This is a genomic window from Actinomadura gamaensis (assembly GCF_042652125.1).
Lineage (GTDB): Bacteria > Actinomycetota > Actinomycetes > Streptosporangiales > Streptosporangiaceae > Spirillospora > Spirillospora gamaensis.
On sequence record NZ_JBHSIT010000009.1, the window covers coordinates 373,336 to 398,537 of the forward strand.

24 protein-coding genes are annotated in these 25,202 nt (G+C 74.4%); 14 read left to right on the forward strand and 10 right to left on the reverse strand.

What is annotated here, in order from left to right:
* The first annotated feature begins 16 nt into the window (after window positions 1-16).
* The 3 genes from ACFPCY_RS29775 to ACFPCY_RS29785 are packed head-to-tail and all read left to right on the forward strand — an operon-like array spanning window position 17 to window position 2,945.
* Entirely contained in the window at window positions 17-1,174 is a 1,158-nt protein-coding gene (locus tag ACFPCY_RS29775; RefSeq protein ID WP_378260515.1) for a hypothetical protein, read from the forward strand.
* On the forward strand, window positions 1,171-2,118 hold the full coding sequence (locus ACFPCY_RS29780) for an ABC transporter ATP-binding protein (RefSeq protein WP_378260517.1): 948 nt from the start codon (window positions 1,171-1,173) through the stop codon (window positions 2,116-2,118). The genes ACFPCY_RS29775 and ACFPCY_RS29780 overlap by 4 nt, the downstream gene beginning before the upstream one ends.
* Window positions 2,115-2,945: an ABC transporter permease gene (locus tag ACFPCY_RS29785; RefSeq protein WP_378260519.1), complete on the forward strand. Its 831-nt coding sequence runs from the start codon at window positions 2,115-2,117 to the stop codon at window positions 2,943-2,945. Before ACFPCY_RS29780 ends, ACFPCY_RS29785 begins: the two co-directional genes overlap by 4 nt.
* Window positions 2,946-3,002: 57 nt before the next feature.
* On the opposite strand, the gene ACFPCY_RS29790 is transcribed toward ACFPCY_RS29785, so the two are convergent.
* The gene (locus tag ACFPCY_RS29790; protein WP_378260521.1) at window positions 3,003-3,818 is read right to left on the reverse strand and encodes an esterase/lipase family protein; all 816 of its coding nucleotides are present in this window, start codon (window positions 3,816-3,818) and stop codon (window positions 3,003-3,005) included.
* A gap of 172 nt (window positions 3,819-3,990) precedes the next feature.
* On the opposite strand from ACFPCY_RS29790, the gene ACFPCY_RS29795 reads away from it, so the two are divergent.
* Window positions 3,991-4,968, forward strand: coding sequence for a quinone oxidoreductase family protein (locus tag ACFPCY_RS29795; protein WP_378260523.1), 978 nt, complete (start codon window positions 3,991-3,993; stop codon window positions 4,966-4,968).
* A gap of 35 nt (window positions 4,969-5,003) precedes the next feature.
* Here the strand turns inward: ACFPCY_RS29795 and ACFPCY_RS29800 are convergent, their stop codons facing one another.
* The gene (locus tag ACFPCY_RS29800) at window positions 5,004-5,405 is read right to left on the reverse strand and encodes a VOC family protein (protein ID WP_378260525.1); all 402 of its coding nucleotides are present in this window, start codon (window positions 5,403-5,405) and stop codon (window positions 5,004-5,006) included.
* A gap of 55 nt (window positions 5,406-5,460) precedes the next feature.
* On the opposite strand from ACFPCY_RS29800, the gene ACFPCY_RS29805 reads away from it, so the two are divergent.
* Entirely contained in the window at window positions 5,461-6,354 is an 894-nt protein-coding gene (locus ACFPCY_RS29805; RefSeq protein WP_378260527.1) for an aminoglycoside phosphotransferase family protein, read from the forward strand.
* Here ACFPCY_RS29805 and ACFPCY_RS29810 read toward each other — a convergent pair.
* Together ACFPCY_RS29810 and ACFPCY_RS29815 are read right to left on the reverse strand one after the other, a co-directional pair.
* A complete protein-coding gene (locus ACFPCY_RS29810; RefSeq protein WP_378260529.1) occupies window positions 6,335-6,994 on the reverse strand; it encodes a response regulator in 660 nt (219 codons plus the stop codon). The two genes, ACFPCY_RS29805 and ACFPCY_RS29810, sit on opposite strands and share 20 nt — an antisense overlap.
* Window positions 6,991-8,301, reverse strand: coding sequence for a sensor histidine kinase (locus tag ACFPCY_RS29815; protein ID WP_378260710.1), 1,311 nt, complete (start codon window positions 8,299-8,301; stop codon window positions 6,991-6,993). Before ACFPCY_RS29815 ends, ACFPCY_RS29810 begins: the two co-directional genes overlap by 4 nt.
* Before the next feature lie 200 nt (window positions 8,302-8,501).
* Between ACFPCY_RS29815 and ACFPCY_RS29820 the strand changes: the two genes are divergently transcribed.
* Window positions 8,502-9,170 carry an ABC transporter ATP-binding protein gene (locus ACFPCY_RS29820; RefSeq protein WP_378260531.1) on the forward strand — a complete coding sequence of 223 codons (669 nt, stop codon included), beginning with the start codon at window positions 8,502-8,504 and terminating at the stop codon, window positions 9,168-9,170.
* Window positions 9,167-11,587: an FtsX-like permease family protein gene (locus tag ACFPCY_RS29825; RefSeq protein ID WP_378260533.1), complete on the forward strand. Its 2,421-nt coding sequence runs from the start codon at window positions 9,167-9,169 to the stop codon at window positions 11,585-11,587. Before ACFPCY_RS29820 ends, ACFPCY_RS29825 begins: the two co-directional genes overlap by 4 nt.
* A gap of 28 nt (window positions 11,588-11,615) precedes the next feature.
* Here ACFPCY_RS29825 and ACFPCY_RS29830 read toward each other — a convergent pair whose 3' ends face one another.
* Complete coding sequence (locus ACFPCY_RS29830; RefSeq protein ID WP_378260535.1) at window positions 11,616-11,846, reverse strand: hypothetical protein; 231 nt, start codon at window positions 11,844-11,846, stop codon at window positions 11,616-11,618.
* A gap of 92 nt (window positions 11,847-11,938) precedes the next feature.
* Window positions 11,939-12,517: a TIGR03086 family metal-binding protein gene (locus ACFPCY_RS29835; RefSeq protein WP_378260537.1), complete on the reverse strand. Its 579-nt coding sequence runs from the start codon at window positions 12,515-12,517 to the stop codon at window positions 11,939-11,941.
* A gap of 66 nt (window positions 12,518-12,583) precedes the next feature.
* On the opposite strand from ACFPCY_RS29835, the gene ACFPCY_RS29840 reads away from it, so the two are divergent.
* Window positions 12,584-13,363, forward strand: a complete 780-nt coding sequence (locus ACFPCY_RS29840; RefSeq protein WP_378260539.1) for an AraC family transcriptional regulator — start codon at window positions 12,584-12,586, stop codon at window positions 13,361-13,363.
* 100 nt (window positions 13,364-13,463) lie between these two features.
* Complete coding sequence (locus ACFPCY_RS29845; protein ID WP_378260541.1) at window positions 13,464-14,048, forward strand: TetR/AcrR family transcriptional regulator; 585 nt, start codon at window positions 13,464-13,466, stop codon at window positions 14,046-14,048.
* 141 nt (window positions 14,049-14,189) lie between these two features.
* Here ACFPCY_RS29845 and ACFPCY_RS29850 read toward each other — a convergent pair whose 3' ends face one another.
* From ACFPCY_RS29850 to ACFPCY_RS29865, 4 genes are all read right to left on the reverse strand, one after another.
* On the reverse strand, window positions 14,190-15,323 hold the full coding sequence (locus tag ACFPCY_RS29850; protein ID WP_378260543.1) for a family 2 encapsulin nanocompartment cargo protein polyprenyl transferase: 1,134 nt from the start codon (window positions 15,321-15,323) through the stop codon (window positions 14,190-14,192).
* Window positions 15,324-15,358: 35 nt separating this feature from the next.
* Window positions 15,359-16,744: a family 2B encapsulin nanocompartment shell protein gene (locus tag ACFPCY_RS29855; protein WP_378260545.1), complete on the reverse strand. Its 1,386-nt coding sequence runs from the start codon at window positions 16,742-16,744 to the stop codon at window positions 15,359-15,361.
* Complete coding sequence (locus ACFPCY_RS29860; RefSeq protein ID WP_378260548.1) at window positions 16,741-18,135, reverse strand: family 2B encapsulin nanocompartment shell protein; 1,395 nt, start codon at window positions 18,133-18,135, stop codon at window positions 16,741-16,743. Before ACFPCY_RS29860 ends, ACFPCY_RS29855 begins: the two co-directional genes overlap by 4 nt.
* 295 nt (window positions 18,136-18,430) lie before the next feature.
* Window positions 18,431-18,838 (reverse strand): hypothetical protein, encoded by a 408-nt coding sequence (locus ACFPCY_RS29865; protein ID WP_378260550.1) that lies wholly within the window; start codon window positions 18,836-18,838, stop codon window positions 18,431-18,433.
* A gap of 154 nt (window positions 18,839-18,992) precedes the next feature.
* Here ACFPCY_RS29865 and lpdA point away from each other — a divergent pair, with 154 nt between their 5' ends.
* The 5 genes from lpdA (at window position 18,993) to ACFPCY_RS29890 (ending at window position 25,193) form a co-directional block, all read left to right on the forward strand.
* A complete protein-coding gene (lpdA, locus tag ACFPCY_RS29870) occupies window positions 18,993-20,396 on the forward strand; it encodes a dihydrolipoyl dehydrogenase (protein WP_378260552.1) in 1,404 nt (467 codons plus the stop codon).
* Window positions 20,397-20,853: 457 nt separating this feature from the next.
* Window positions 20,854-21,699 carry a dimethylargininase gene (ddaH, locus tag ACFPCY_RS29875; protein ID WP_378260712.1) on the forward strand — a complete coding sequence of 282 codons (846 nt, stop codon included), beginning with the start codon at window positions 20,854-20,856 and terminating at the stop codon, window positions 21,697-21,699.
* A gap of 43 nt (window positions 21,700-21,742) precedes the next feature.
* Window positions 21,743-22,543, forward strand: a complete 801-nt coding sequence (locus ACFPCY_RS29880; protein ID WP_378260554.1) for a tyrosine-protein phosphatase — start codon at window positions 21,743-21,745, stop codon at window positions 22,541-22,543.
* A gap of 91 nt (window positions 22,544-22,634) precedes the next feature.
* Window positions 22,635-24,173: a serine/threonine-protein kinase gene (locus tag ACFPCY_RS29885; RefSeq protein WP_378260556.1), complete on the forward strand. Its 1,539-nt coding sequence runs from the start codon at window positions 22,635-22,637 to the stop codon at window positions 24,171-24,173.
* Between the two features lie 27 nt (window positions 24,174-24,200).
* On the forward strand, window positions 24,201-25,193 hold the full coding sequence (locus ACFPCY_RS29890) for a hypothetical protein (protein WP_378260559.1): 993 nt from the start codon (window positions 24,201-24,203) through the stop codon (window positions 25,191-25,193).
* The last annotated feature ends 9 nt before the right edge of the window (window positions 25,194-25,202 follow it).

Sequence of the window (25,202 nt, forward strand, 5' to 3'; positions counted from 1 at the left end):
GCGTAATCTCACTGACGTGAGCGTGGTGCGTCGCGAAGCCCGGCGTCGCTGGGCGGTGGTGGTGGCGTTCGTGGCCGCGCTCTGCGCCACGCCGGTCGCGCTCGCCGCCATTCCCGCGCCGTCGTCCGGCCGGGCTCCGGCGGAGCTGCTGCGGCGCGCGCTCGCCTCGGGCGGGCGCGCGCACGAGGGCCTGATCGAGGTGTCCGGCTCGCTCGGGTTGCCCGACCTGCCCGGCCTGGACGAGACGACCGGCCCGCTGCACGGCACGTCCAGGCTGCGCACCTGGTACGACGGCGCGCGCCGCTGGCGGGTCGCGGAACTCTCCACGACCGGCGAGCGCGACTATCTCACCAACGGAGACAGTCTCGACGTGTGGGATTACGAGCGGAACCAGCTCACCCGCATCGTCGGACGGCCCGCCGTACGGTTGCCCAACGCGTCCGACCTGACGCCGCCTTCGCTGGGACGTCGCCTGCTCGGCCTCGTGCGCGCGCACGACAAGGTGACCGCCCTGAAGGCGCGTCGCGTGGCCGGACGTCCGGCGGACGGCGTGCGCGTCACCACCAGCGACCAGGAGACGACCATCGGCGCGGTGGACCTCTGGCTGGACCCGTCCAGCGGCGTCCCGCTGGAGGTGCACGTGCTGGCGCGCGGCGCGACGCGGCCCGCGCTGTCCACGCGGTTCCTGGAGTTCGCGGCGCGGCGTCCGGCGGCGGCCGAGGTCGCGCCGCGTCCCGCGCGCGGCCTCATGCGCGGCACGGTGGACGCCCCCGACCTGCTGTCCCGCCTGGTCACCTTCACGAACCTGCGGCTGCCCGACACGCTCGCCGGACGCGCCGCGATGCCCGGCACGGCCTCGGTCGCGAGCATCCGCGGCTACCAGGGCGGGTTCGCGTCGCTCGCGGTCGCGCCGCTGCCGCCGCACTACGGGCAGCGGCTCGTCGGCGCGGCGCAGGACGCGGGCGCGGCGATCACCCCGCTCCGGACGTCCGCGCCGGCGAACCGGAACGCGGGCGAGAGGTCCGCGATCGCGCACAGCGGCGAGTACCTGATGCTGACCACGCCGCTGCTCAACGCCATGCTGTTCCACGCGGACGCGGGCACGACGTTCCTGCTGGTCGGGGCCGTCCGGCCGGACGTGCTGCAGGCCGCCGCCGCGGAGCTGACGCCGTGAGCGGCGGCGGGGGCGGGCCGATCGTCGTGACGCGGGGGCTGACCAAGCAGTACGGGCGGGTCGTGGCCGTCCGGGACGTGGACCTCGACGTCGGCGCGGGCGACCGGTACGGGCTGCTCGGGCCGAACGGGTCGGGCAAGACGACGCTGGTCCGGATGCTGCTCGGGCTGGTGTTCGCGACGTCCGGGCGGATCGAGGTGATGGGACGGCCGATCCCGCGCCGCACCGGCGAGGTGCTGCCGCTGGTCGGGGCGATGGTGGAGGGGCCGGGCGCGTACGGGCACCTGTCCGGGCGCGCGAACCTGGCGTTGCTCGACGCGTCCGGGCCGGGGCGCGGGTCCCGGCGCACGCGCCGCCGCAGGGTGGACGAGGCGCTCGAACGCGTCGGGCTCGGCGGCGTGGACGACCGTCCGGTGAAGGCGTACTCGCTCGGCATGCGGCAGCGGCTCGGCCTCGCCGCCGCGCTGCTGCACGCGCCGAGGCTGCTGATCCTGGACGAGCCGACCAACGGCCTCGACCCGCGCGGCATCCGCGAGGTCCGCGACCTGCTGCGCGCGCTGAACGAGGACGGCACGACGATCCTGCTGTGCAGCCACCTGCTCGGCGAGGTCGAGGAGCTGTGCACGCGGGTCGGCGTGATGGACCGCGGACGGCTCGTCCTGCAGCGGGACATGGCCGACGTTCGCGCGCCGACCGGACGCGTCGAGGTCCGCACCCCGGACGCCGCGCGCGTCGTCGCGCTCCTGGACGGCCGGGTCGAGCACCGCGACGGCGACCGGCTGCTGGTGCGGGCCGCCGACGCCGCCGAGCTGAACGCGCGGCTCGTCGCCGGCGGGCTGCGGGTGACCGAGATCCGGCCGCAGCGGCACACGCTGGAGGAGGTCGTCCTGTCCCTGACCGGCGCGAGCGCCGACCGCTTCGACCGGCCGGCGGAGGGCGCGTGATCCGCACCGAGCTGGTGAAGATGCTGCGGCGGCCCCGGACCTGGGTGTCGCTGCTGCTGCTCTGCGGGCTGCCGGGGATCGTCGCGGCGTTCCTCGGCGTCACGAAGGTCGCGCCGCCGGCCGGGCAGGGCCCGGCGTTCCTGTCGGCGGTGCTGTCGAACGGGACGCTCTACCCGGCGGCGGCCCTCGCGATGGTCCTGCCGCTGTTCCTGCCGGTGTCGGTCGCGGTCGTCGGCGGCGACGCGGTCGCGGGCGAGGCGAACTCGGGGATGCTGCGCTACCTGCTGCTGCGTCCGGTCGGCCGGACCCGGCTGCTGGTCGCCAAGCTCGCCGCGCTGGTCGCGTTCGTCCTGATCGCGGTCGTCGCGGTGACGCTCAGCTCGTACGCGATCGGGGTCGCGGTGTTCGGCGCGAAGCCCGCCTCGGCGGTGACCGGCGCGAGCCTGGTGACGTCGATGTCCGGGACGGGCCTCACCACCACGCAGGTGCTGCTGCGGCTGGCGTGCGCGATGCTCTACGTCGGGGTGTCGATGCTGGGCGTCGGCGCGATCGCGCTGTTCCTGTCCACGCTGACCGACTCGGCGCTCGGCGCGGCCCTGGGCGCGCTCGCCGCGCTCGTGACCAGCCAGATCCTCGTCTCGCTGGACGCGGCGGCGGCCGTCCACCCCTACCTGCCGACGCGGTACTGGCTCGCGTGGATCGACTTCTTCCGCGCCCCGGTGCTGTGGCACGACATCGAGCGCGGGCTCGCCCTGCAGGCGGTGTACGTCGCGGTCTTCCTCGCCGCCGCCTGGGCCAACTTCGCCACCCGCGACGTCACGAGCTGAAGCCCTTCCGCCGCTCCGACCTGGGCGTCCCGTCCGCTGAGTGCCGCGGGCTCCGCACTACGAGCTGATGCGGCGGAGGGACGCGCAGTCGGACTCGCTCGGCGGCGCCATCGGGTCGCTGCCCAGCGCGCGCAGGACGATGCCGTCCACGAGCGGGTCGGACGGCAGGTCGCCATGGCCGGTGCGCGCGTCCGGGCACACCTCTTGGAGGACGACGTTGACCGCGCCGTCCAGCCGGGCGGACTCGGGCGGCGTGACGGTCTGGTCGCGGGTCGTCCAGATCGACATCCACTCCGGCCGGTCGCCGACGCGGTCGCCGAGGCCGCGCAGCAGCGCGCTTCCGGGCACGAGCTGCTGGCACGCCAGCGGGCACGCGCCGGGCGACAGCGCCGCGCCGACCGCCGAGACGTCCGCGCCCTGGTGCGGCGAGCCGAGCGTGACGATGCGCCTCGCCTTGTGCGCGCCGTCATGCCGCCGCGCCCACAACCGCGCGACGACGCCGCCCGCCGAGTAGCCGACGACGTCCACCGACGGCGCCCCGCCGCGCAGCAGCTCGTTGACCTTCCGGTCCAGCGCGTTCGCCTGCTTGCGCAGGTCACCGGTGCCGTCGCCGGGCGGGACGACGATCGCGGTCCGGCGTCCGGCGCGCTCGAACCGCATCGCGAGCACGGCCAGCCCGTCCGTCGAACCGCCGTAGCCGGGCACGAGCACGACCGCGCCCGGCGCGGCCTGGTCGGCCGCGGGCCCGCCGTCGCGCCCGGCGCGGGCCAGCGCGAACCGCCCCGCGACCAGAAGGACCACCATCGCGACGAGCGCGGACATCCCGCCGACGTACCAGCGCCGCCGCGGACTCAGCCCGCCCAGCCACACCACACGTCCACATATACCCGCCCGCGACCGATCCCGACCGCCACCGGCGCTGCCCACGGTCGGAGCACGGCGTCCTCCGGGCGGTGAACATCGGCCGCCGGCTCGCGCGGTGGAATGACGCGCGCGACCCTGAGGTTGCCGGATGGCAGGAGCACCGACAACGGAGGAGTGACACATGCAGTCGACGGCGATCGTGGTGCGCGAGCAGGGCGGCCCCGAGGTGCTGCGACCGGAGCAGGTGGACGTGCCGCAGGAGGTCGGACCGGGCGAGGCGCTCGTCGAGATCGCGTACGCGGGCGTCAACTTCCTCGACATCTACCAGCGCGAGGGCCGCTACGAGATGGACCTGCCGTACGTCCCGGGCAGCGAGGGCGCCGGACGCGTCATCGCGGTCGGCCAGGGCGTCACCGACGTCAAGCCCGGTGACCGCGTGGCGTGGGAGGGCATCCTCGGCTCCTACGCCCGGCACGTCGTCGCGCCGGTCCCGCGCCTGCTCCCCGTCGCGGACGGCGTCAGCGACGCGCAGGCCGCCGCGCTCCCCCTGCAAGGCCTGACGGCGCACTACCTCGCGACCGAGTCGCATCCGCTGCGTCCGGGCGAGACCGTCCTGATCCACGCGGGGGCGGGCGGCACGGGCCTCGTCCTGACCCAGATCGCGAAGATCCTCGGCGCGACCGTCATCACCACGGTGTCGTCGGAGGAGAAGGCGAAGATCTCCCGCGACGCCGGGGCCGACCACGTCCTGGTCGGCTACGAGGACTTCACCGGCCGCGTCCGCGACCTCACCGGCGGACGGGGCGTGCACGCCGTGTACGACGGCGTCGGCAAGAGCACCTTCGACGGCTCCCTCGCCGCGCTCCGCCCGCGCGGCACGTTCGTGCTGTTCGGCGGCTCGTCCGGCGCCGTCCCGCCGGTCGACCCGATGCGCCTCAGCGCGGCGGGCTCGGTCAAGTTCACCCGCCCGACCCTCAAGCACTTCGTCGCCGACCCGGCCGAACTCCTCTCCCGCTACCGCGACCTGCTCGACTGGGCGTCCCAGGGCCGCCTGTCCGTCCGCGTCCACGCCGAGTACCCGCTGGACGACGCCGCCCGGGCCCACCGCGACCTCGCCGGACGCGGCACGGTCGGCAAGCTCCTGCTCCGCTGCGCCTGACCGGCCCCCGGGCGGGCCTCACCGCCGGGCGGGCCTCACCGCCCGCCCGGCTTCCCCAGCAGGTCCCATCGGTTCCCCGCGACGTCGAGGAAGACCGCGACGCGCCCGTACGGCTCGTCCCGCGGCTCGGAGACGAACCGGACCCCGGCCGCGACCATCCGCTCGTACTCCGCGTCGAAGTCGTCCACGTGCAGGAAGAACCCGACCCGTCCGGCGACCTGCTCCCCGACCGCGGCCTCCTGCCGCTCCCCGTCCGCCCGCGCGAGCAGCACGCCCGTCTCGGCCCCCGGCGGACGCACCACGACCCAGCGCTTCGCGCGCCCGTCGTTCGTCCGCGCGGGCACGTCCTCCACCAGCTCGAAGCCGAGCGCCCCCGTGAAGAACGCGATCGCCGGGTCGTACTCCTCGACCACCACCGTCACCAGCCCGATCCGCATCCGGCGATCGTAATCCCGTTGCCCGCCCTCGGCCTCCCGCGATGGAATGCGGCTGATGAGCATGCACGCCGACGAAGCGACCATCACCGCCGACCTCGTCCGCGGCCTGCTGGCCGAGCAGTTCCCCGAGTGGGCCGATCTGCCGATCGAGCCCGTGAGGTCGTCGGCCGGGACGGTGAACGCGATCTTCCGGCTGGGCGGCACCAGGTCCGTTCGCCTTCCGCGCCGTCCGAGCGGTGCGAAGGGCCTGCTCAGGGAGCAGGAATGGTTGCCGCGCCTGGCCCCCTGCCTGCCCGTGCCCGTCCCCGACCTGCTCGGCCGCGGCGTGCCCGGCAGCGCGTTCCCCCGCCCGTGGTCGGTGCACCGCTGGCTGGACGGCGCGCATCCCGCTCCCGACGCCGACCTGGGCCGGGATCTGGCCGAACTGGTCCTGGGGTTCCGGCGGGTCCCTTTTCGCGAGGGCCCGGCGTCCTACCGGGGCGGTTCGCTGCGCGAGATGGACGCCGCCGTCCGCACGGCCATCGCCGATCTCGAGGCCGACCTCGACACCTCGCTCGCGACCGCGCTGTGGGACGAGTCCGTCCACGCCCCCGCCTGGGACGGCCCGCCGACCTGGACGCATTCCGACCTGCTCCCGGCCAACCTCCTGGTCGCCGGCGGCCGGCTCAGCGGCGTGCTCGACTTCGGCACGGTCGGTGTGGGCGACCCCGCCTGCGACCTGATGCCCGCCTGGACGGTCCTGTCGGCGCCCGCGCGCCGCGACTTCCGCGAAGCGCTCGAACCGGACGAGCCGACCTGGCTGCGCGGACGCGGCTGGGCCTTCTCCATGGCGCTGCTCGGCCTGCCGTACTACCGCGAGACCAATCCGCCGTTCGCCGCCATGTGCCGCCGCACGATCGACGCCGTCCTCGCGGCGGCGAGCCCGGACGTCAGGGGTTGCCGGGGGTGATGAGGCCGGTCTCGTAGGCGACGATGATGGCCTGGGCCCGGTCGCGGAGGTCGAGCTTGGAGAGGATGCGGGCCACGTGGGTCTTCACGGTGGCCTCGCTGAGGTGCAGGTGGGCGGCCAGCTCGGCGTTGGTGCGGCCGCGGGCGAGCAGGCGCAGGACCTCCAGCTCGCGGGTGGTGAGCGGGGTGAGGTCGCGGTGCAGGGTCGCGCCGTCGGGACGGGTGGCGAAGCGCTCGACGAGGCGGCGGGTGATGGACGGGGCGAGCAGCGCGTCGCCGGTCTCGACCAGCCGGACGGCGGCGGCGAGGTGCTCGGGCGAGACGTCCTTCAGCAGGAAGCCGCTCGCGCCCGCGGTGAGGGCGGCGTAGACGTAGCGGTCCAGGTCGAAGGTGGTCAGCATGATCACGCGCGGCGGGTCGTCGGCGGCCAGGACGCGGCGGGTGGCGGTCAGGCCGTCCAGGCCGGGCATCTGGATGTCCATCAGGACGACGTCGGGCCGCAGCGCGCGGACGGCCTCGACGGCGCGGGCGCCGTCCTCGACCTCGGCGACCACGTCGATGCCGGCGGCGGTGAGGATCATGCCGAAGCCGGTGCGGACGAGGGCCTGGTCGTCGGCGATCACGACCCGCGGCGCGGTCACCGGACCGCCGGGAAGACGGCGCGGACGCGGTAGCCGCCCGACGGCAGCGGGCCGTTCTCCAGGGTGCCGCCGTAGACGGCGACGCGTTCGCGCAGGCCGATGAGGCCGCGTCCGTTGCCGGCGTGGGAGGTGGGCGCGCCGCCGGTGTCGACGACCTCGACGGTCAGGGCGTCCGGGGCGTGCTCGACCAGGATGCTGACGCGCGCGCCCGCGGCGTGCTTGACGGTGTTGGTCAGCGACTCCTGGACGACCCGGTAGGCGGCCAGGTCCATGCCCTCGGGCAGGTCGGACGGGTCGCCGCCGACGGTGAGGTCGACCTGGACGCCGGTCGCCCGGACCCGGTCGGCGAGCGCCGGGACCTGGTCGAGGCCGGGCCGCGGCGCGAGGTCGGCCTGCTCGGGCTCGCCGTCCATGGTGAGCAGGTCCATCACGTGCCGGAGCTCGGTCATCGCGGTGCGCCCGCCGGACTCGACGGCGCGCAGCGCGGCCTCGGCCCGGTCCGGTTCGTCCCGCAGGACCATGCGGGCCGCGCCCGCCTGCACCACCATCACGCTCACATTGTGGGTCACGACGTCGTGGAGTTCCTGCGCGATGCGCGCGCGTTCGCGTTCGACGGCGCGGCGGGTGGCCGCCTCCTGCTCGTCCTCCAGGACGCGGACGCGCTGCTGCCAGGTGTGGACGGCGTTCGCGACGAGCCCGATGGGGATCAGCGCGAGGAAGCCGAGGAAGCCGGGGCGCAGCTGCGGCAGCAGCGAGTGCCGGAGCGTCACGGTCACCACGGCGACGGCCACGGCGCTGGCGATGGCGGGCCAGTGGTACCGGCTGTACAGGACGGCGCTGTACGCCGCGACGACGCAGGACGCGAAGGTGAACGTCGGGTCGAGCGGCGTTCCCCAGTGGTACAGGAGGGTCGCGACCGCCACGGCCCACAGGGCGGCGAGCGGGTAGCGGCGGCGGGCGACGAGTGGGAGCGCCGTCAGGACGCCCAGCAGCAGGTGCAGGACGAGCGACGGGTGGCTGAGCGCGACGTGCGTCACGCCCGGCGGTAGCGGACGCGGTCTCGGCGGCGCTTCCGGAGGGTCCGGCGGATCGGGCGGGTCGATGCGGTCCGGCGGTTCGGTGCGCGGGAACTTCACCGGCGAAGGGTCGGTGGAGTCCGAGACGTGCAGCGTGCCGTTCACGGTGCCCGCGGCGAGGAGCAGCGCCAGCGCCACGTCCGCCGCGAAGGCCCAGCGGGACAGGCGGGGCGGCGGGAGGGCGGCCGCGCGCAGCACGGCGTTCCAGCGGTCGCCGAGAGCGGAACCCATCACGCCGCCATCCTGACAAAACACCACTTCTCCGAACATCCTCCCGGAGACGAACCGGCCCCGCCGCGCGGACTACATCGCGCGGATGACCCGCCGCCGGATTCACCCGCCCGGACGACCCCGCCCCATCAGCGCGGCCGACGCGCCGGGCACCGCGCGCTGCCTAGCGTCGGGGCGACCCCAGACGACGAGGAGACGCCGTGATCGAGATCCGCGCGGTGACGAAGACCTATGACGGCGGCGGCCCGGCCCTCGCCGGGCTGACCCTGGACGTGCGGGAGGGCGAGGCGCTGGCGGTGCTCGGGCCGTCCGGCAGCGGGAAGTCGACGCTGCTCAACCTGGTCGCCGGGCTCGACCGGCCGACCGAGGGGACGGTCACGGTCGCCGGGACCCGGGTGGACGAGCTGTCCGAGACGGCGCTCGCGCGGTACCGGCGGGAGCGCGTCGGGATGGTGTTCCAGTTCTTCAACCTCCTGGACGACCTGACCGTGCTCGACAACGTGCTGCTGCCCGCGCAGCTGTCGCGCGTGCCGCGCCGCGCGGCCCGCGACCGCGCGGAGGAGCTGCTCGGCAAGCTCGGCGTCCTCGGGCACGCGCGGGCGTTCCCCGGACGGCTGTCGGGCGGCGAGCGGCAGCGCGTCGCGGTCGCCCGCGCGCTGATGAACCGGCCGCCGCTGCTGCTCGCCGACGAGCCGACCGGCGCGCTCGACAGCGCGTCCGCCGCCGGCGTCCGGGACCTGCTGGCCGAGCTGAACGCCGAGGGCCAGACGATGCTGCTGGTCACGCACGACACGGTGCTCGCCGAGGCGTGCGCGTCCCGGACGATCGAGCTGGCCGACGGGCGCGTCACCCGGATGGTGACGCGATGAGCGCGCTCGGGCGGATCGTCCGGTCCGGGGTGGCGCGGCGGCGGGTGCAGACGCTCGTGCTGGCGCTGACGACGATGCTGGCCGTGACGGCGTCCGTGCTGGCGGCGGGGCTGATCGTGGCGTCGCGGGCCCCGTTCGACCACGCCTTCGCCCGGCAGCACGGCGCGCACCTGACCGCGCAGTTCGACGGGGGCCGGGCGACGCCGCAGCAGCTCGCCGCGACGGCGCACGCGTCCGGGGTGACGGCCGCCGCCGGGCCGTTCTCGGTCGTGACGCTGCGGCCGAGCTTCGCGCTGGACGGCGACGAACCGCCCGCTCCCCCGATGACCGTCGCCGGACGGGCCGGACCCGGCGGCGCGGTGGACGCCCTCGACCTCACCGAGGGCCGCTGGGCCGCCGCCCGAGGAGAGATCGTGCTCGCCGCCGACGGGCCACCGGTCCGGCTCGGCCGGCGGGTCACCTTTCCCGAGCTTCCGGGCCGTCCGGCCCTGACGGTCGTCGGGCACGCCCGCTCGATCGGCCGCAGCGCCGACGCGTGGGTCGTCCCCGCCCAGCTCGCGGCGCTGAACGGGCGGCACGCGCCCGGGTACCAGATGCTCTACCGCCTCCGGAACGCCGCGACCGACGCGCAGGTGTCGGCGGGCCGCGCCGCGGTCGCCGCCGCCGCGCCGCGCGGCTCGCTCACCGGCGCGGGCTCCTACCTGCGGATCCGGCACGCGGCGCAGCGCGCGACCGCGACGTTCGTGCCGTTCATCGTGGCGTTCGGGGTGCTCGCGCTCGCGATCTCCGTGCTGACGATCGGCGTCGTGGTCAACGCGGCCGTCGCCGCCGCGACGCACCGGATCGGCGTGCTGAAGTCGCTCGGTTTCACGCCGTCCCAGGTGGTGACCGCGTACGTCGGCAAGGCGCTGATCCCGGCGGCGATCGGGACGGGTCTGGGCGTGGTCCTCGGCAACCTGCTCGCGATACCGGCGATGCGGCAGGAGGGCAGCGCGTACCAGACCGGCGCCAGGACGGTCGCGCCCTGGATCGACGTCGCCGTCCCCGCCGCCGCGCTCGCGGCCGTGGCGCTCACCGCGCTGGTCCCCGCGCTCCGCGCCGGACGGCTCCGGGCGGCCGAGGCGATCGCGCTCGGGCGCGCGCCGCGTCCGGGCCGGGGGCGCGCGGTGCGCCGCGTGCTGGGACGGCTGCCGCTGGCGCGTCCGCTGAGCCTCGGGCTGGCCGCGCCGTTCGCCCGTCCGGCGCGGTCGGTCGCGATGGGCCTGGCGCTCATGCTCGGCACGGCGGCCGTCGCGTTCGGAACCGGCCTCGCGCTGTCGCTGAACGGCATCGAGAACGGTCTCAACCGGGACGAGCCCGGTGCCGTCATCGCCCACACGTTCGCACCGCTCCGGCAGAACGGCGCACCCCCGAGGGAGGGGTCACCCAACGGAGGACCGCCGAACGGGAAGCCGGGCGCGGACAGCGGGCCGCCGCGCCGGCCGAAGCCCGCCTCCCCGGCCGCCATCGCCCGGACGATCCAGGCCCAGCCCGGCACGCGCCGCTACTTCTCGACGTCCCAGGCGCAGATCGGGGTCGCCGGGCTGACCAGCGCCGTCTCCCTGATCGCCTACGACGGGGACGCGTCGTGGGGCGCCTTCCAGCTCGTCTCCGGACGCTGGTTCCACGGCGCGGGCGAGGCGGTCGTGCCGTCCGGGATGCTGAAGGCGACCGGGACGCGCCTCGGCGACACGATCACGATGACCAGCGCCGGCCGGACGGCCCCGGTCCGGATCGTCGGCGAGGCGCTGATGCTGCGGCAGGACGGCCTGGTCGTGTTGACCGGCACGGCCTCGGCCGCCCCGCTCGGCCTGCGCTTCGACCCCGGAGCGACCGAGTTCCAGATCGACCTGAAGCCCGGCACCGACGCGCGCGCCTACAGAACCGCGCTGAACCGCGACCTGCAGGCGATCGGGGCGTCCGCCGAGCGGAACGGCGCCGAACTGAGCGCCACGGTCGTCGCCATGGACGCGCTCGCCGGGATGCTGACCGCGCTGCTCGTCGCGGTGGCCGGGCTGGGCGTGCTCAACACGGTCGTCCTGGACACCCGCGAGCGGGTGCGCGACCTGGGCGTCCTGAAGGCGCTCGGGATGGCGCCGAGGCAGGTCGTCGCCATGATCATCACGACGGTCGGGCTGGTCGGGGTGTGCTTCGCGGCGGCCGGGATCCCGATCGGCATGGCGCTGCACGCGGCCGTCCTGCCGCTGATGGGACGGGCGGCCGGGACCGGCATCCCGCACGCCGACCTGGCCGTCTACCACGTGCCGCTGCTGGCGCTGCTGCTGCTCGGCGGCGTGCTGATCGCCATCGCGGGCGCGCTGCTGCCCGCCGGCTGGGCCGCCCGCACCCGCACCTCGACGGCCCTGCGCACCGAGTGAATCCCGTCCCGACCGAGCGGCGCGGGGATCAGGGCCAGCGGTAGGGCGTGTCCGGGTCCGGGATGTGGTGGGGCAGGTAGCACATGGTGGTCACGTGCTCGTCCTTGCAGGTCAGGCAGAGGTAGGTGCGGTGGCCGCGCAGGCCCCGCCCGCGCTCCAGGCACGGCGGGCAGCCGCACGGGGACCAGCCGACGATCACGCGGCCGGGCCCCAGGCGGTGCCCGCGCGGGCACAGGAACGGCACGTGCTCGGACGTCACATCCGACACTCTAGTCGAACATACGATCGAAACAAGCGGCGGGCCCGACCCTGAACGGACCGGGCCCGCCGCCCGTCACGGCGCGGGGCGCGTCAGCGCTTCCAGTCCGGGTCGCGGCCGGACAGCGCGAGCGCGCGGTCGAAGACCGGCGCGGACGCGTCGACCTCGACCGGCTCGGCGAACCCCTGGTACTGCCGGTAGATCTCGGCGTTCTCCTCGACCACCGACAGCACGTACCCGGCCGCCTCCGGCGAGATCTCGAACCGCTGCCCGGTGGACGCCGCGACGTCCCAGCCGTGCACGGCCATCTCCTTGATCACCATGCCGGCGATGGCCACCGCCGGCATGGACATCTCGCCCAGGTCGATGTCGCCCTCCCAGACCGCCGGGTCGGCCCAGGCCGCGACGGCCCGGTCGAGCTGGGCGGCGTACGCCTCGGCCCAGCCGGGCTCGGCGGTGAAGTCGCGGTTGACGAGCTCGTCCGGCAGGGGCTCGCGGCGCGCGCGGTGCTCCAGGCCGTGCGAGGTGTACAGGACCCAGTGGTTCACCAGCGTCCGCAGGTCGAAGTCGGCGCAGGTCGTCGAGGCGTCCCAGCGGTCCGCCGGGACGTTGCGGGCGACGCGCGCGGCCTCGGCGGCGCATTCCTTCATGTGGCTGTGCAGGTCCCTCATACCGTCCACACTAGGGGCCCGCGACCTCCCGGTTCTTGGAGATTCGCGCCAGATACGCTGGTGGCCGTGGAGAGCGTGGCGCGCGGCGTCCTGTACCCGGGACGGCACGCGGAGGTGGTCGAGACCCGGCGGCGGGACCCGTCCCCCGAGGCGGCCCGGTTCGTCGAGCTGTACTGGCACGTGCGGTGGCGGGTGGACGAGCCGCACGACAGCAAGGTGCTGTCGTATCCGAGCGTGCACCTGGTGTTCGAGGAGCCCGAGCCGAGGATCTACGGGGTCGTGCGGGACCTGTTCGTCCGGCGGCTCGAAGGCGAGGGCCAGGTGCTCGGCGTGAAGTTCCGTCCGGGCTGCTTCCGGCCGTTCGCGGACGGCCCGGTGAGCGCCTACACCGACCGCGTCGTCCCGGCCGCCGAGCTGTTCGGGCCCGAAGTCGCGGCGGTCGGACGCGCCGTCCTCGCCAAGCAGGACACCGCCGACCTGGCGAAGCTCGCCGAGGAGTTCGTCCTGTCGCGGCTGCCGGAGCCCGATCCCGTAGCCGAGGACGTCGCGGGCATGGTCGAGCGGATCACCGCGCGTCCGGACCTGTTCCGCGTCGACGAGGCCGCCGAGGCGCTGCACGTGTCCACCCGAACGCTCCAGCGGCTGTTCGCCGAGTACGTCGGCGCGAGCCCCAAGTGGGTGATGCGCCGCGCCCGCCTCCAGGAGGCCGCGACCCGCGCGGACGCGGGCGACCCGGTGGACTGGGCCGCCCTGGCCCGCGACCTCGGCTACTTCGACCAGGCCCACCTCGTCCGCGACTTCACCGCCACCGTCGGCGTCCCGCCGGCGCGCTACGCGCGGTCCTGACCGGGCCGTCCGTGGGACGCTGTGGCGCTGTGGGGCGCGGAGAAGCGCCGCGGAGCGCGGTGGGACGCCGTGGGGCGCGGCGACCGGACGAGGGAGAGGCATGGCGCGGGCGGGACTGACGGTGGACAAGATCGTCCAGGCGGCGGCGGAGCTGGCCGACGAGGGCGGCATCGAGAACGTCTCGGTGTCGGCGCTCGCGCGGCGCTTCGGCGTGCGGGACGCGAGCCTGTACTCGCACATCCGCAACCTCGCGGACCTGCGGCGGCGCGTCGCGCTGCGGGCGGGCGACGAGCAGGCCGAGCGCATCGCCGAGGCCGTCGCCGGACGCGCCGGACGCGACGCCCTGGTCGCCTTCGCCAACGCCTTCCGCGACTACGCCCGCGAGCATCCCGGCCGCTACGCCGCGATGCAGATCCCCGTCGAGCGGGACGCGGCGGAGGGGTCGCGCGGCGTCGAGGTCACGGTGGCGATGATGCGCGCCTACGACCTGCCCGATCCGGACCTCACCGACGCCGTCCGGTTGCTGCGCAGCACCTTCCACGGGTTCATCTCCCTGGAGGCGAGCGGCGCGTTCGGGCATCCCCGCGACGTCCAGAAGTCCTGGGAGAAGGCGCTGGAGGCCCTGCACCAGCTACTGCTGGCCTGGCCGCGCGAAACGCCGGCCGGCAGCCCCGACGGCAGGTGAGGGTAAGGCCCAGCGGCGGGCGGGGGTAACCCCCGACGGCGGACGCGGGTAACCCCCGACGGCGGACGCGGGTAACCCCCAACGGCGGGCGGGGGGAAGGCCCGGCACACCCCCGACGGCGTGCCGGGCCCTGGGAGCGGGTCAGTGGTCCCGGGTCGTGACGAGCACGGCCAGCGCCCGGAGCCGGTCCGCGGCCGTGCCCGAGGGCGCGGCGGCGTCGAGCTCGGCGAGCGCCTCGGCCAGCAGTTCCCCGGCGCGGCGGCGGGCCCACTCGCGGCCCCCGGCGGCCTCGATGAGCTCGGCGGCGCGGGCGCGTTCGGCGTCCCCGAGCGGACGGTCCTGGTAGTACAGGGCGGCGAGCTCCCGTGCCGCCGCCGTCCCGGACGTGAGCGCCGCGACCACCGGCAGCGACTTCTTGCGGCTGCGCAGGTCGGAGTGGGCGGCCTTGCCGGTGGCGGCCGGGTCGCCCCAGATGCCGAGCAGGTCGTCCACGAGCTGGAAGGCCAGCCCGAGCCGGTGCCCGAAGGCGGTCAGCCGGGCCGCCTGCTCGGCCGTGCCGCCGCCGTAGGACGCGCCGAGCCCGCAGGACGCCCCGATCAGCGCGCCCGTCTTCCGGTCGGCCATCGTGACGCATTCGGGCAGGTCCACATCCGTGCGGCGCTCGAACGCCATGTCGCTGGACTGGCCCTCGCACAGCTCCAGCACCGCCCGCGACAGCACCCGGACGCCGTCGCCCGGACCGGCGAGCAGCTCGGTCGCGCGGGCGAGCAGCGCGTCCCCGGCGAGGATCGCCGCGCCCGCCCCGAAGACGTTCCACGCGGTCGGACGGTGCCGCCGGGTGAGATCGCCGTCCATCACGTCGTCGTGTAGCAGCGAGAAGTTGTGCACCAGCTCGACCGCGACGGCGGCGGGCAGCGCGGCCCGCGCCGTGCCGCCCACCGCCTCCGCGCACAGCAGCGTGAGCGCGGGCCGCAGCACCTTGCCGCCGTCCGCGCGCGCCGGACGTCCCCGCGCGTCCTCCCATCCGAAGTGGTAGGCCGCGATGCGGGCCATCGAGCCCGGCATGGCCTCGACGGCGTCCCGCAGGCCGGGCTCGATCAGCTCCCGCGCCCAGGTGAGGGTCTGCGCCGCCGAGGACGCCGCGTCCGCGCGCCGCGCCGGGCCGGGCGCGCGCCGGGCGCCGGGCGGCTTGGCGGGACTCTGGTGCGCGGCCGCGGCAGCGGGCGCGGGCGCGTTCGCTGCGGCACGGGTCGGCGCGGGACGTCGGCGGGGCACTACGGCCTCCCTGGTGTGGATGCGGGGGACGGGGGTCATCGGCTGACTTCGACGTTCTCCAGAACACCGAGCGCGTCCGGGACCAGGACGGCGGCGGAGAAGTAGGCGGACACGAGGTAGGACATGACGGCGCGCTCGTCGATCCCGGTGAACCGCGCCGACAGGCCGGGCTGGAGCTCGTCCGGGAGCCCGGTGCGGTGCAGGCCGATCACGCCCTGGTCGTCCTCGCCGACGCGCATCGCGAGCACGGCGCTGGTGCCGCGGTCGCTGATCCGGATCTTGTCGCAGGGGAAGATCGGCACGCCGCGCCAGGCGAGCGTCCGGCGGCCGAACCGCTCGACGGTGCCGGGGTAGACGCCCTGCCGGGTGCACTCGCGGCCGAACGCGGCGATCGTGCGCGGGTGCGCCAGGTAGAACTTCGTGCCGCGGCGGCGGCTGAGCAGGTCGTCCATGGCCTCGGGGGTCGGCGGCCCGGACCGCGTCTGGATCCGCTGCTTCAGGTCCGCGTTGTTCAGCAGCCCGAAGTCGCGGTTGTTGATCAGCTCGTCCTCCTCCTTCTCGCGCAGCGCCTCGACGGTCAGCCGGAGCTGCTGCTCCACCTGGTCCATCGGGTGGCTGTAGAGGTCGGCGACGCGGGTGTGCACGCGCAGCAGCGTCTGCGCGACGCTCAGCTCGTACTCGCGCGGGGCCGGGTCGTAGTCGGCGAACGTGCCGGGCAGCGGGACCTCGCCCTCGTGCCCGGACGCGAGCGCGATCTCGGCCTCGCCCTTGGCGTTGGTCACCGGCGCCCGCGCGCCCGCGACCGCCACGAGGTGGTCGCGCAGCTCCGGGTACCGGCCCAGCAGCTCGCCGATCCGCTCGTTCGGCAGCTCCAGGACGGTCGTCGGGGTCACCGCGCGGTAGGCGTGCTCCCACTCGCCCGGCGCGGGCAGCAGCGCCGTGTCGCCGAAGTAGCGGCCGTCGGCCAGCAGGTCGAGGACGACCTCCGCGCCGTACTCGCCCCGGCCGACCTTCTCGACCTTGCCGTGCGCGAGCAGGATCACCCGGTCGACCGGGCCGCCGGGCGAGACGATCACGTCGCCGGGCTCGTACTCCCGCTGGACGAACCGTCCGGCGGCGTCCGCGAGCAGCGCCTCGTCGGAAACGCCCGCGAGCTGCGGCAGCTCGCCGAGCTCGGCCGGGATCACGCCGATGTCCGCGCCGGTGTTGACGAACTCCACGACGCCGTCGCCGACGGTGTGCGCGAGGCGGCGGTTCACCCGGTACGACCCGCCGGGGACCTCCACCCAGGGCAGCAGCCGCAGCAGGTACCGCGGCGTGATGCCCTGCATCATCGGCGCGGACTTGGTGGTCGTCGCCAGGTTCCGCGCGGCCCTGGTCGACAGGCTCAGCTGGTGCTCTGCGGCGCCGGGCGTCGTCACTGCGCCACCCCGATCTCCACGCTCTCCAGCACGGCGAGCGCGTCCGGCACCAGCACGGCGGCGGAGTAGTAGGCCGAGACGAGGTAGGACATGATCGCCCGCTCGTCGATGTTCATGAACCGGACCGACAGGCCGGGCTGGACCTCGTCCTGGAGGCCGGTGCGGTGCAGGCCGACCACGCCCTGCGCGGCCTCGCCGGTCCGCATCAGCATGATCGAGCTCGTCCTGGTCCTACTGACCGGGATCTTGTTGCACGGGAAGATCGGCACGCCGCGCCAGGCGGGGATGTGGTGGCCCTGCACCTCGACCGGCTCGGGGTAGACGCCCCGGCTGCTGCACTCGCGGCCGAACGCGGCGATCGCGCGCGGGTGCGCCAGGAAGAACGCGGGCTCCTTCCACACCAGGGTGAGCAGCTCGTCCATGTCGTCCGGGGTGGGCGGGCCGGACCGGGTGTGCACGCGCTGGCGCAGGTCGGCGTTGGCGAGCAGCCCGAACTCGCGGTTGTTGACCAGCTCGTGCTCCTGCCGCTCGCGCAGCGCCTCGACCGTCAGCCGCAACTGCTGCTCGACCTGGTCCATCGGCTGGCTGTACAGGTCGGCGACGCGGGTGTGCACGCGCAGGACGGTCTGCGCGACGCTCAGCTCGTACTCGCGCGGCGCGGGCTCGTAGTCCACGAACGTGCCGGGCAGCGCGACCTCGCCCTCGTGCCCGGCGGCGAGCGCGATCTCGGCCTCGCCGTCCGCGCTGGCCGCCTTCGCCGGACGGTCGCGGAACGCCTCGACGTGCGCGCGCAGGCCGTCCGAGCGGTCGAGCAGCTCGCGGAAGCGCGCCGCGTCCAGGGTGAGGACGGTCACCGGCGTCACGGCCCGGACGGTGTGCTCCCAGTCGTGCGGCTCGCCGTGCAGGGCGTCACCCCCGAAGAAGTCGCCGTCGGCGAGGACGCCGAGGACCGCCTCGCCGCCGTACTCGCCGCGGCCGATCCGCGCGAGCTTGCCGTGCACGACCAGCACGACCGAGTCGGCGGGCCGGCCCTCGGTGACCACGACGTCCCCGGGCTCGAACTCGCGCTGCTCGAACCGGGTCGCGAGCTCGCCGAGGACGTCCTCGTCCTCGTAGCCGCGCAGCACCGGCAGCTCGCCCAGCTCCAGCGGGATGACCCGGACGTCCGCGCCGGTCTGCACGAACTCGATCCGGCCGTCCCCGACGGTGTAGGCGAGCCGGCGGTTGACCCGGTACGCGCCGCCCGCGCACTGCACCCACGGCAGCAGCTTGAGCAGCCAGCGCGTCGAGATCCCCTGCATCTGGGGGACGGACTTGGTCGTCGTCGCGAGGTTGCGCGCCGCCGCCGTACCCAGACTCCGCTGCTGTTGGTCGGTCTGCTGTTCGGTCACGCTGGACACCACCGTTCCGGTTCCTCTTCGGCTGCCGTATGGCGCGGTCGCGCGCGGTCCGACTTGACCGAAGATTTGCGGGTCGTTGGACCGCGTGCAACAGTGACATTACCCAGCGTAATCTCCATGACACAACGGAAGTGTTCCCTCACCTTCCGTCACACAAGGGACGGCTTCGGAGTGACTCCGTCTTGGTCAGGCGGCGGTCGTCCGGGAACCGGTTTTCGGTCGCAGGACGGAAACCGCCCCCGGCGGCCATCGGGACGGCGGGGGCGGCGGCGAGATCGCGGCGGGCTTACAGATCGTCAGGAAGTTCGGGGAGCTTGTCCGTCCGCTGCGGGTCGTGATCGACGGCGAGGACCTCGTCCTCGTCCGGGATCATGAGCAGCGCCTGGGTCGCCTGCGCCTCGCGGGTGATCACCCCGCTGGACAGGATCGTGTTGCGGTGACGCAGCGCACCGTTCTCCCGCAGCAGGTCGTCGTTCTCCTTGCGCGCGCGGGCGAGCCGCCTCGACATGCGCACGAACACGGCGAACCCGCCCAGCGCCAGCCCCAGGACCAGGCCCGCCACGGGCAGCCCCACCGACCGCGGCAGCGCCAGCGCCGCCCCGGCGGCCACCACCAGCGCGACCACCGCCGCGAGCGCGCCGAAGTGCTGCTCCGCCCAGTCGAGGGCCGCGTTGACAGGCTTGGGGATCCGCAACTGGACTACTCCTCCGTGGGGAAGCCGGGGACGGGCATCTATTGAACGTTACCGTCCCGAAATCATGGCCGACCCTGACACAGTGTGACGAACGCCTCTCCGGCGGGGCCCCGGAAGATGCGAGCAGTGCTTCCCTCGCAATATCGTCGGAGGAATGAGCGAACACTTTGACGTCGTGGTCCTGGGCTCGGGCCCGGGTGGTTATGTGGCCGCGATCCGCGCGGCCCAGCTCGGACTGAAGACGGGCATCATCGAGGAGCGGTTCTGGGGCGGTGTCTGCCTCAACATCGGCTGCATCCCGTCCAAGGCGCTGCTGCGCAACGCCGAGCTGGCCCACATCTTCACCACCGAGCAGGAGAAGTACGGGATCAAGGCCGAGGGCCCGGTGTCGTTCGACTACGGGGTGGCCTACCAGCGCAGCCGTCAGGTCTCGGAGAAGCTCGTCAAGGGCGTCCAGTTCCTGATGAAGAAGAACAAGATCACCACTTACGAGGGCCGGGGCACCTTCACCGACCCCAACACCCTCCAGGTGACGAAGAAGGACGGTTCGTCCGAGACGGTCAGCTTCGACCACTGCATCATCGCGACGGGCGCGAAGACCCGCCTGCTGCCGGGCACCAGCCTGTCCGAGCGCGTGGTGACCTACGAGGAGCAGATCCTCTCCTCCGAGCTGCCCGAGAGCATCGTCATCGCGGGCGCGGGCGCGATCGGCGTCGAGTTCGGTTACGTGCTGCACAACTACGGCGTCAAGGTCACGATCGTCGAGTTCCTCGACCGGATGGTCCCGAACGAGGACGCCGACGTCTCCAAGGAGCTCGCCAAGCGCTACCGCAAGCTCGGCATCCAGGTCCTCACCTCCACCCGCGTCGACTCGATCGACGACTCGGGGGACAAGGTCAAGGTCACCGTCACCGGCAAGGACGGCGCCCAGCAGACCCTGGAGGCCGACAAGGTCCTGCAGGCCATCGGCTTCGCCCCGAACGTCGAGGGCTACGGCCTGGACAAGACCGGCGTCAAGCTCACCGACCGCGGCGCGATCGACGTGGACGGCCGCGGCCGCACGTCCGTCCCGCACATCTTCGCGATCGGCGACGTCACCGCCAAGCTGATGCTCGCGCACGCCGCCGAGGCCATGGGCATCGTCGCCGCCGAGACCATCGCCGACGCCGAGACCATGGAGATCGACTTCGCCATGGTCCCGCGCGCCACCTACTGCCAGCCGCAGGTCGCCTCCTTCGGCTACACCGAGCAGCAGGCCCGCGACCTCGGCTACGACGTCAAGGTCGCCAAGTTCCCCTACAGCGCCAACGGCAAGGCGCTCGGCATGGGCGAGGGCGACGGCTTCGTCAAGCTCGTCTCGGACGCCAAGTACGGCGAGCTCCTCGGCGGCCACCTCATCGGCCCCGAGGTCACCGAGCTGCTGCCCGAGCTGACCCTGGCCCAGCAGTGGGACCTCACCGTCCACGAGGTGGCCCGCAACATCCACGCCCACCCGACCCTGGGCGAGGCCGTCAAGGAGGCCGTCCACGGCCTCGCCGGCCACATGATCAACCTCTAGCGACCAGCCCCGGCCACGGCGCTCACACCGGCCGTCCCCGCCCCGGCGAGGACGGCCGCGTGCGTTCCACCCCCCTTTTCGGCCCCACCATCCCGAGCGCACCAGCCCCCGCAGGAAAACCCGCTCCGCGTAGCGCCCCGCCCCCCGACACGGAGGGCGCTCTACGCCCGCAGCGCCGGGCCCTAATTGGGCGGCCCACCCACCCGCGCGAAAGCACCACACCCCGCAAGCGCACTCACCCCACCCGCAGCGCGTCCCCACGCCCGGCGCGAAGGGCGCTTTGCGCCCGGAGCGCCGGGCGCAACGAATCACCGCTTTCAGCGGCTTAGACGCAATGAAACTCCTGGTCAGCGCAATCTCGGGGGCTTGGGTTGCGGGGGTGCGCGTTTCTAGGCTTTCGATCACCTGATGGCCCGTGGACTGAGCAGGAGCGCGTGTCATGACCGTCACCCCGGCGATGGAGCCGACCCAGCCGTCCGTTGCACCGGTGACCCCGGAGCGGACGGCGCTCCGGCGGCACTACCTGATGTGCCGTCCGGAGCACTTCGCGGTCACCTATGCGATCAACCCGTGGATGGACCCGGCGGCGGGTGCGAGCGCGGAGAAGGCCGTGGCGCAGTGGGAGGCGCTGCGGGAGGCGTACGTGGCGCTGGGGCACGAGGTCAGCCTCATCGACCCGCTGCCGGGGCTGCCGGACATGGTGTTCGCGGCCAACGGCGCGCTCGTGGTGGGCGGAAGGGCCTACGGGGCGCGGTTCACCTTCCCCGAGCGGGCCGCCGAGGGGCCGGCGTACGGCGAGTGGCTGCGCGCGGGCGGGTTCGATGTGCGGGAGCCGGAGCACACCAACGAGGGCGAGGGCGACTTCCTCACGCTGGACGGCCTGATCCTGGCCGGGACGGGGTTCCGGACGGACGTCGCCGCGCACCAGGAGGCGCAGGAGTTCCTGGGCCGTCCGGTGGTGACGCTGCGCCTGGTGGACCCGCGGTTCTACCACCTGGACACCGCCCTGTTCCCCCTGGACGGCAACAACGTCGCGTACTACCCCGGGGCGTTCTCGCCGGGCAGCCGCGCGGTGCTGGAGCGGCTGTTCCCGGACGCGCTGATCGCCTCGGAGGCGGACGCTGCGGTGCTCGGCCTGAACGCGGTGAGCGACGGCCGGAACGTGGTGCTCAACGCGGAGGCGACCGGGCTGGCCGAGGCGCTGGCGGCGCGGGGCTTCAACCCCGTCCCGGTGGACCTGACGGAGCTGCGCAAGGCGGGCGGCGGTCCGAAGTGCTGCACGCTGGAGCTGCGGTCCGTCTGACCCCGGTTCGTCCGGTTCGCCGGACATCCGGGACCATGGGGGCATGCTGCACGAGGACTCCCATGGCCACCTCCCGTTCGACGGCGCCGACAACGTGCGCGACCTGGGCGGCCATCCGCTGCCCGGGGGCGGGACGACGGCGCGCGGACGGGTGCTGCGCGCGGACGCGCTGAACCGGCTGAGCGACGCCGACGTGCGGCGGCTGGCGGAGTTCGGGGTCCGGACGTCGATCGACTTCCGGACCCCGACCGAGGTGGAGACCAACGGCCGGGACCGGCTGCCGGACGGCGTGCGGACCGTCCACCTGCCGGTCGGCGGCGGCAACCTCGGCGTGTTCTACGAGGTGATCGGCAGCGGGGACGCCGAGCGGCAGCGCGCGGCGTTCGGGGACGGCCGGCTCGAGGGCCTCATGATCGACATCAACCGGACGTTCGTCCGGGACGAGACCGAGCGCGGCCGGTTCGCGCAGGCCGTCCGGCTGGTCGCGGACGCCGGCGCGGTGCCGCTGGTGTTCCACTGCACGGCGGGCAAGGACCGCACCGGCTGGCTGGCGGCGGTGCTGCTGGCCGCGGTCGGTGTGGACCGTGCCACGATCATGGCCGACTACCTGCGCTCCAACCACTACCTGCGGAACGCCAACGACAAGATCCTCTCGGCGATGGCGGAGCTCGGCCAGATGCGCGAGCCCGAGCTGCTGCGTCCGCTGCTGGAGCAGCGGCCCGCCTACCTGGAGGCCGCCTTCGACGAGGCGGACGCCCTGTTCGGCTCGTTCGACGGCTTCCTGCGGGACGGTCTCGGCCTGGACGACGCCGCCCTCGGCGCCCTCCGGGCCAACCTCACCTGATCTCCTCCCGCCCGTGATCCGAAAACGGTTGACGGGCCGCGCGTCTCGTTCGATATTCGGCGCACGGGCTGCCGGGCGGAGGAGCGGGGCGTTGGAGCACATCGGGGCGGGCCGGACGGTCGCGGGGCGCTACCACCTGCGCGAACGGATCGGCAGCGGCGGCATGGGCACGGTCTGGCGGGCCGACGACGCCGTCCTGCACCGGGAGGTGGCGGTCAAGGAGCTGACCGCGTTCGCGGGCGGTGAGGGCGGGCGCGGCGCCGCGGCCGAGGAGGAGCTGCGGCTGCGCCGGGAGCGCTGCGTCCGGGAGGCCCGCGCGGTCGCGCGGATCGACCATCCCGGCGTGGTCCGGGTGCACGACGTGGTGGACGACCACGGCCAGCTGTGGATCGTGATGGAGCTGGTGCGCGCGCCGTCGCTGGCGAGCGTGCTGGAGACGCGCGGCCCGATGCCGCCGGACGGAGTGGCGGCGCTCGGCGCGCAGCTCGCGCACGCGCTCGCCGCCGTCCACGCGTCGGGGGTGCTGCACCGCGACGTCAAGCCCGCCAACGTGCTGCTGCGCGGGGACGGGCGCGCGGTCCTGACCGACTTCGGCATCGCGGTGATCAGCGGGGACGAGCCGCTGACCCGGTCGGGCCAGCTCGTCGGGTCGCCGGAGTACATGGCCCCGGAGCGGCTGACCGGCGACGGCGCGGGCCCGGCGTCGGACGTGTGGGCGCTCGGCGCGACGCTGGGCGCGCTGCTGGCGGGCAGGTCCCCGTTCCGGCGCGGCGACCTTCCGGCGACGCTGCACGCGATCACTTCCGGGCAGCCGGAACTGCCGTCGGGGACGGGTCCGGTCGGCGAGGTCGTCCGGGCGATGCTGCACCGGGACCCGTCGCGGCGGCCGAGCGCCGAGGAGGCCGCGCGGCTGCTGGAGAGCGGTTCCGAACCGCCGCGGCGGCGCCGGGCGGCCGTCCTCGCGCCGGTGATCGCGACCGCCGCCGCCGTGGTCGCGGGGACGGTCGCGGCGGTGCTGTTCACGCATCCCTTCGGCTCCCACCACACCGCCGACGCGCAGCCGCGCGCGGCGCTGACCAGCACGATCACCGTGCCGCCGGCGTCCGCGCCGAGCAGCGCGCCGCCGTCGTCCACGCCGCCCTCGCCGGAGCCCTCGACGTCCGACACCCCGGACGCGGCGAGCCCGTCGTCCAGCCCGCCCCCGTCCGGCCCGAGCGCGAACGCCAGCCCGTCGCCGACGCACCGGACCGAGACCGTCTCGATCCGCGTGGACGCCACCAGCGGCTGGCAGAGCACCGGCCTGAACGTGTCGTCGGGCGAGCGCATCGGCGTCGGCTTCGCGGGCGGCGGCTGGACCGTGGACTACCGCTACTTCCCGAAGGTCGGCCCGGAGGGCTACGACTCGGCGACCGACGCGCGCATCTACCAGGGCTGCAAGTTCTCCAAGAGCCTGCCCTACGGCGTGCTGCTGGGCCGGGTGGGCGGCGGGAGCTGGTTCGTGGTCGGGTCGCGGGACTCCTTCACCGCGCCGGACTCCGGGGAGCTCCAGCTCCGCATCCACGACCAGGACCACTGCCTGGTCGACAACTCCGGCAGCGTCCTGGTGAGGCTGACCCACACCGCGTCCTGATACCGCCGTGGGCCTACCGTGGGCGGGATGTGGGAGCGGACGCGGAACCGGCTGAACGACGATCGCCACGGCTTCGGGCTGGCGGCCTCGGCGCTGTATCCGGACGTGCCGCGCGTCGCGGACACGACGTTGATGGCGCGCACCGGCTGGATTCCGGACACGCCGCTACCGCTTTCGGACGTCCGGATGCGCTGGGAGGCCGCGCCGGAACGTCCGGCCGTCAGCGCCCCCACCGAGGGCCTGCCGGAGGGCTTCGCCGACTACGCCGACGCCATGGCCGCCCTCGCGCGCCCGCGCGTCTTCGAGGACCGGCCGTCCTACCGGCTGCTCGCCGTGGACGGCCCGTCCCTGACCTTCGGGCCCGCCCGGTACTTCGACGGGGTGAACGTGGGTGAGGCCGTCGCGCACGAGCTGGCCGCCGCCGTCCCCGGCCTGCCGGTGCGGTCGCTGGTCGGCGACCCGACCGATCTGACGCGGCGTCCGGCGCTCGTCGCGATCACGACGCTGACCGTCACGGCGTCCGGACGGTACGTCCTGCACTGGCGCGATCCGGCGAAGGTCGCGCACGCGGGCGGGCTGCACCAGGTGATGCCGGTCGGCGTGTTCCAGCCGCTGACGGGGCGGGGCGTCGAGCTGGACCCGTGGTTCACGATGGTCCGCGAGTACTCCGAGGAGCTGCTCGGCGCGCCGGAGGAGTACGGCGACGGGTTCGACCAGGAGGCGTGGCCGTTCCACCGGCGGATGACCGCCGCGCTCCGCGACGGCGCCCTGCGCGCGCACTTCCTCGGTCTCGGCGTCGATCCGCTGACGCTCGCCGTCGACCTGCTGACCGCCGTCGTCTTCGAGGACGAGGCGTTCGACGAGCTGTTCGGGGAGCGGCTCGTCCGGGAGAACGCGGAGGGACGCGTCCGGATCGCGGAGTTCGACGGGTCCGTGCCCGAGCCGATGCAGCCCGCCGGTGCCGCCGCCCTGGAACTGGCGTGGCGGCACCGGCGGGTGCTCGGCGTCCGGACGCGCTGAACGCGCCCC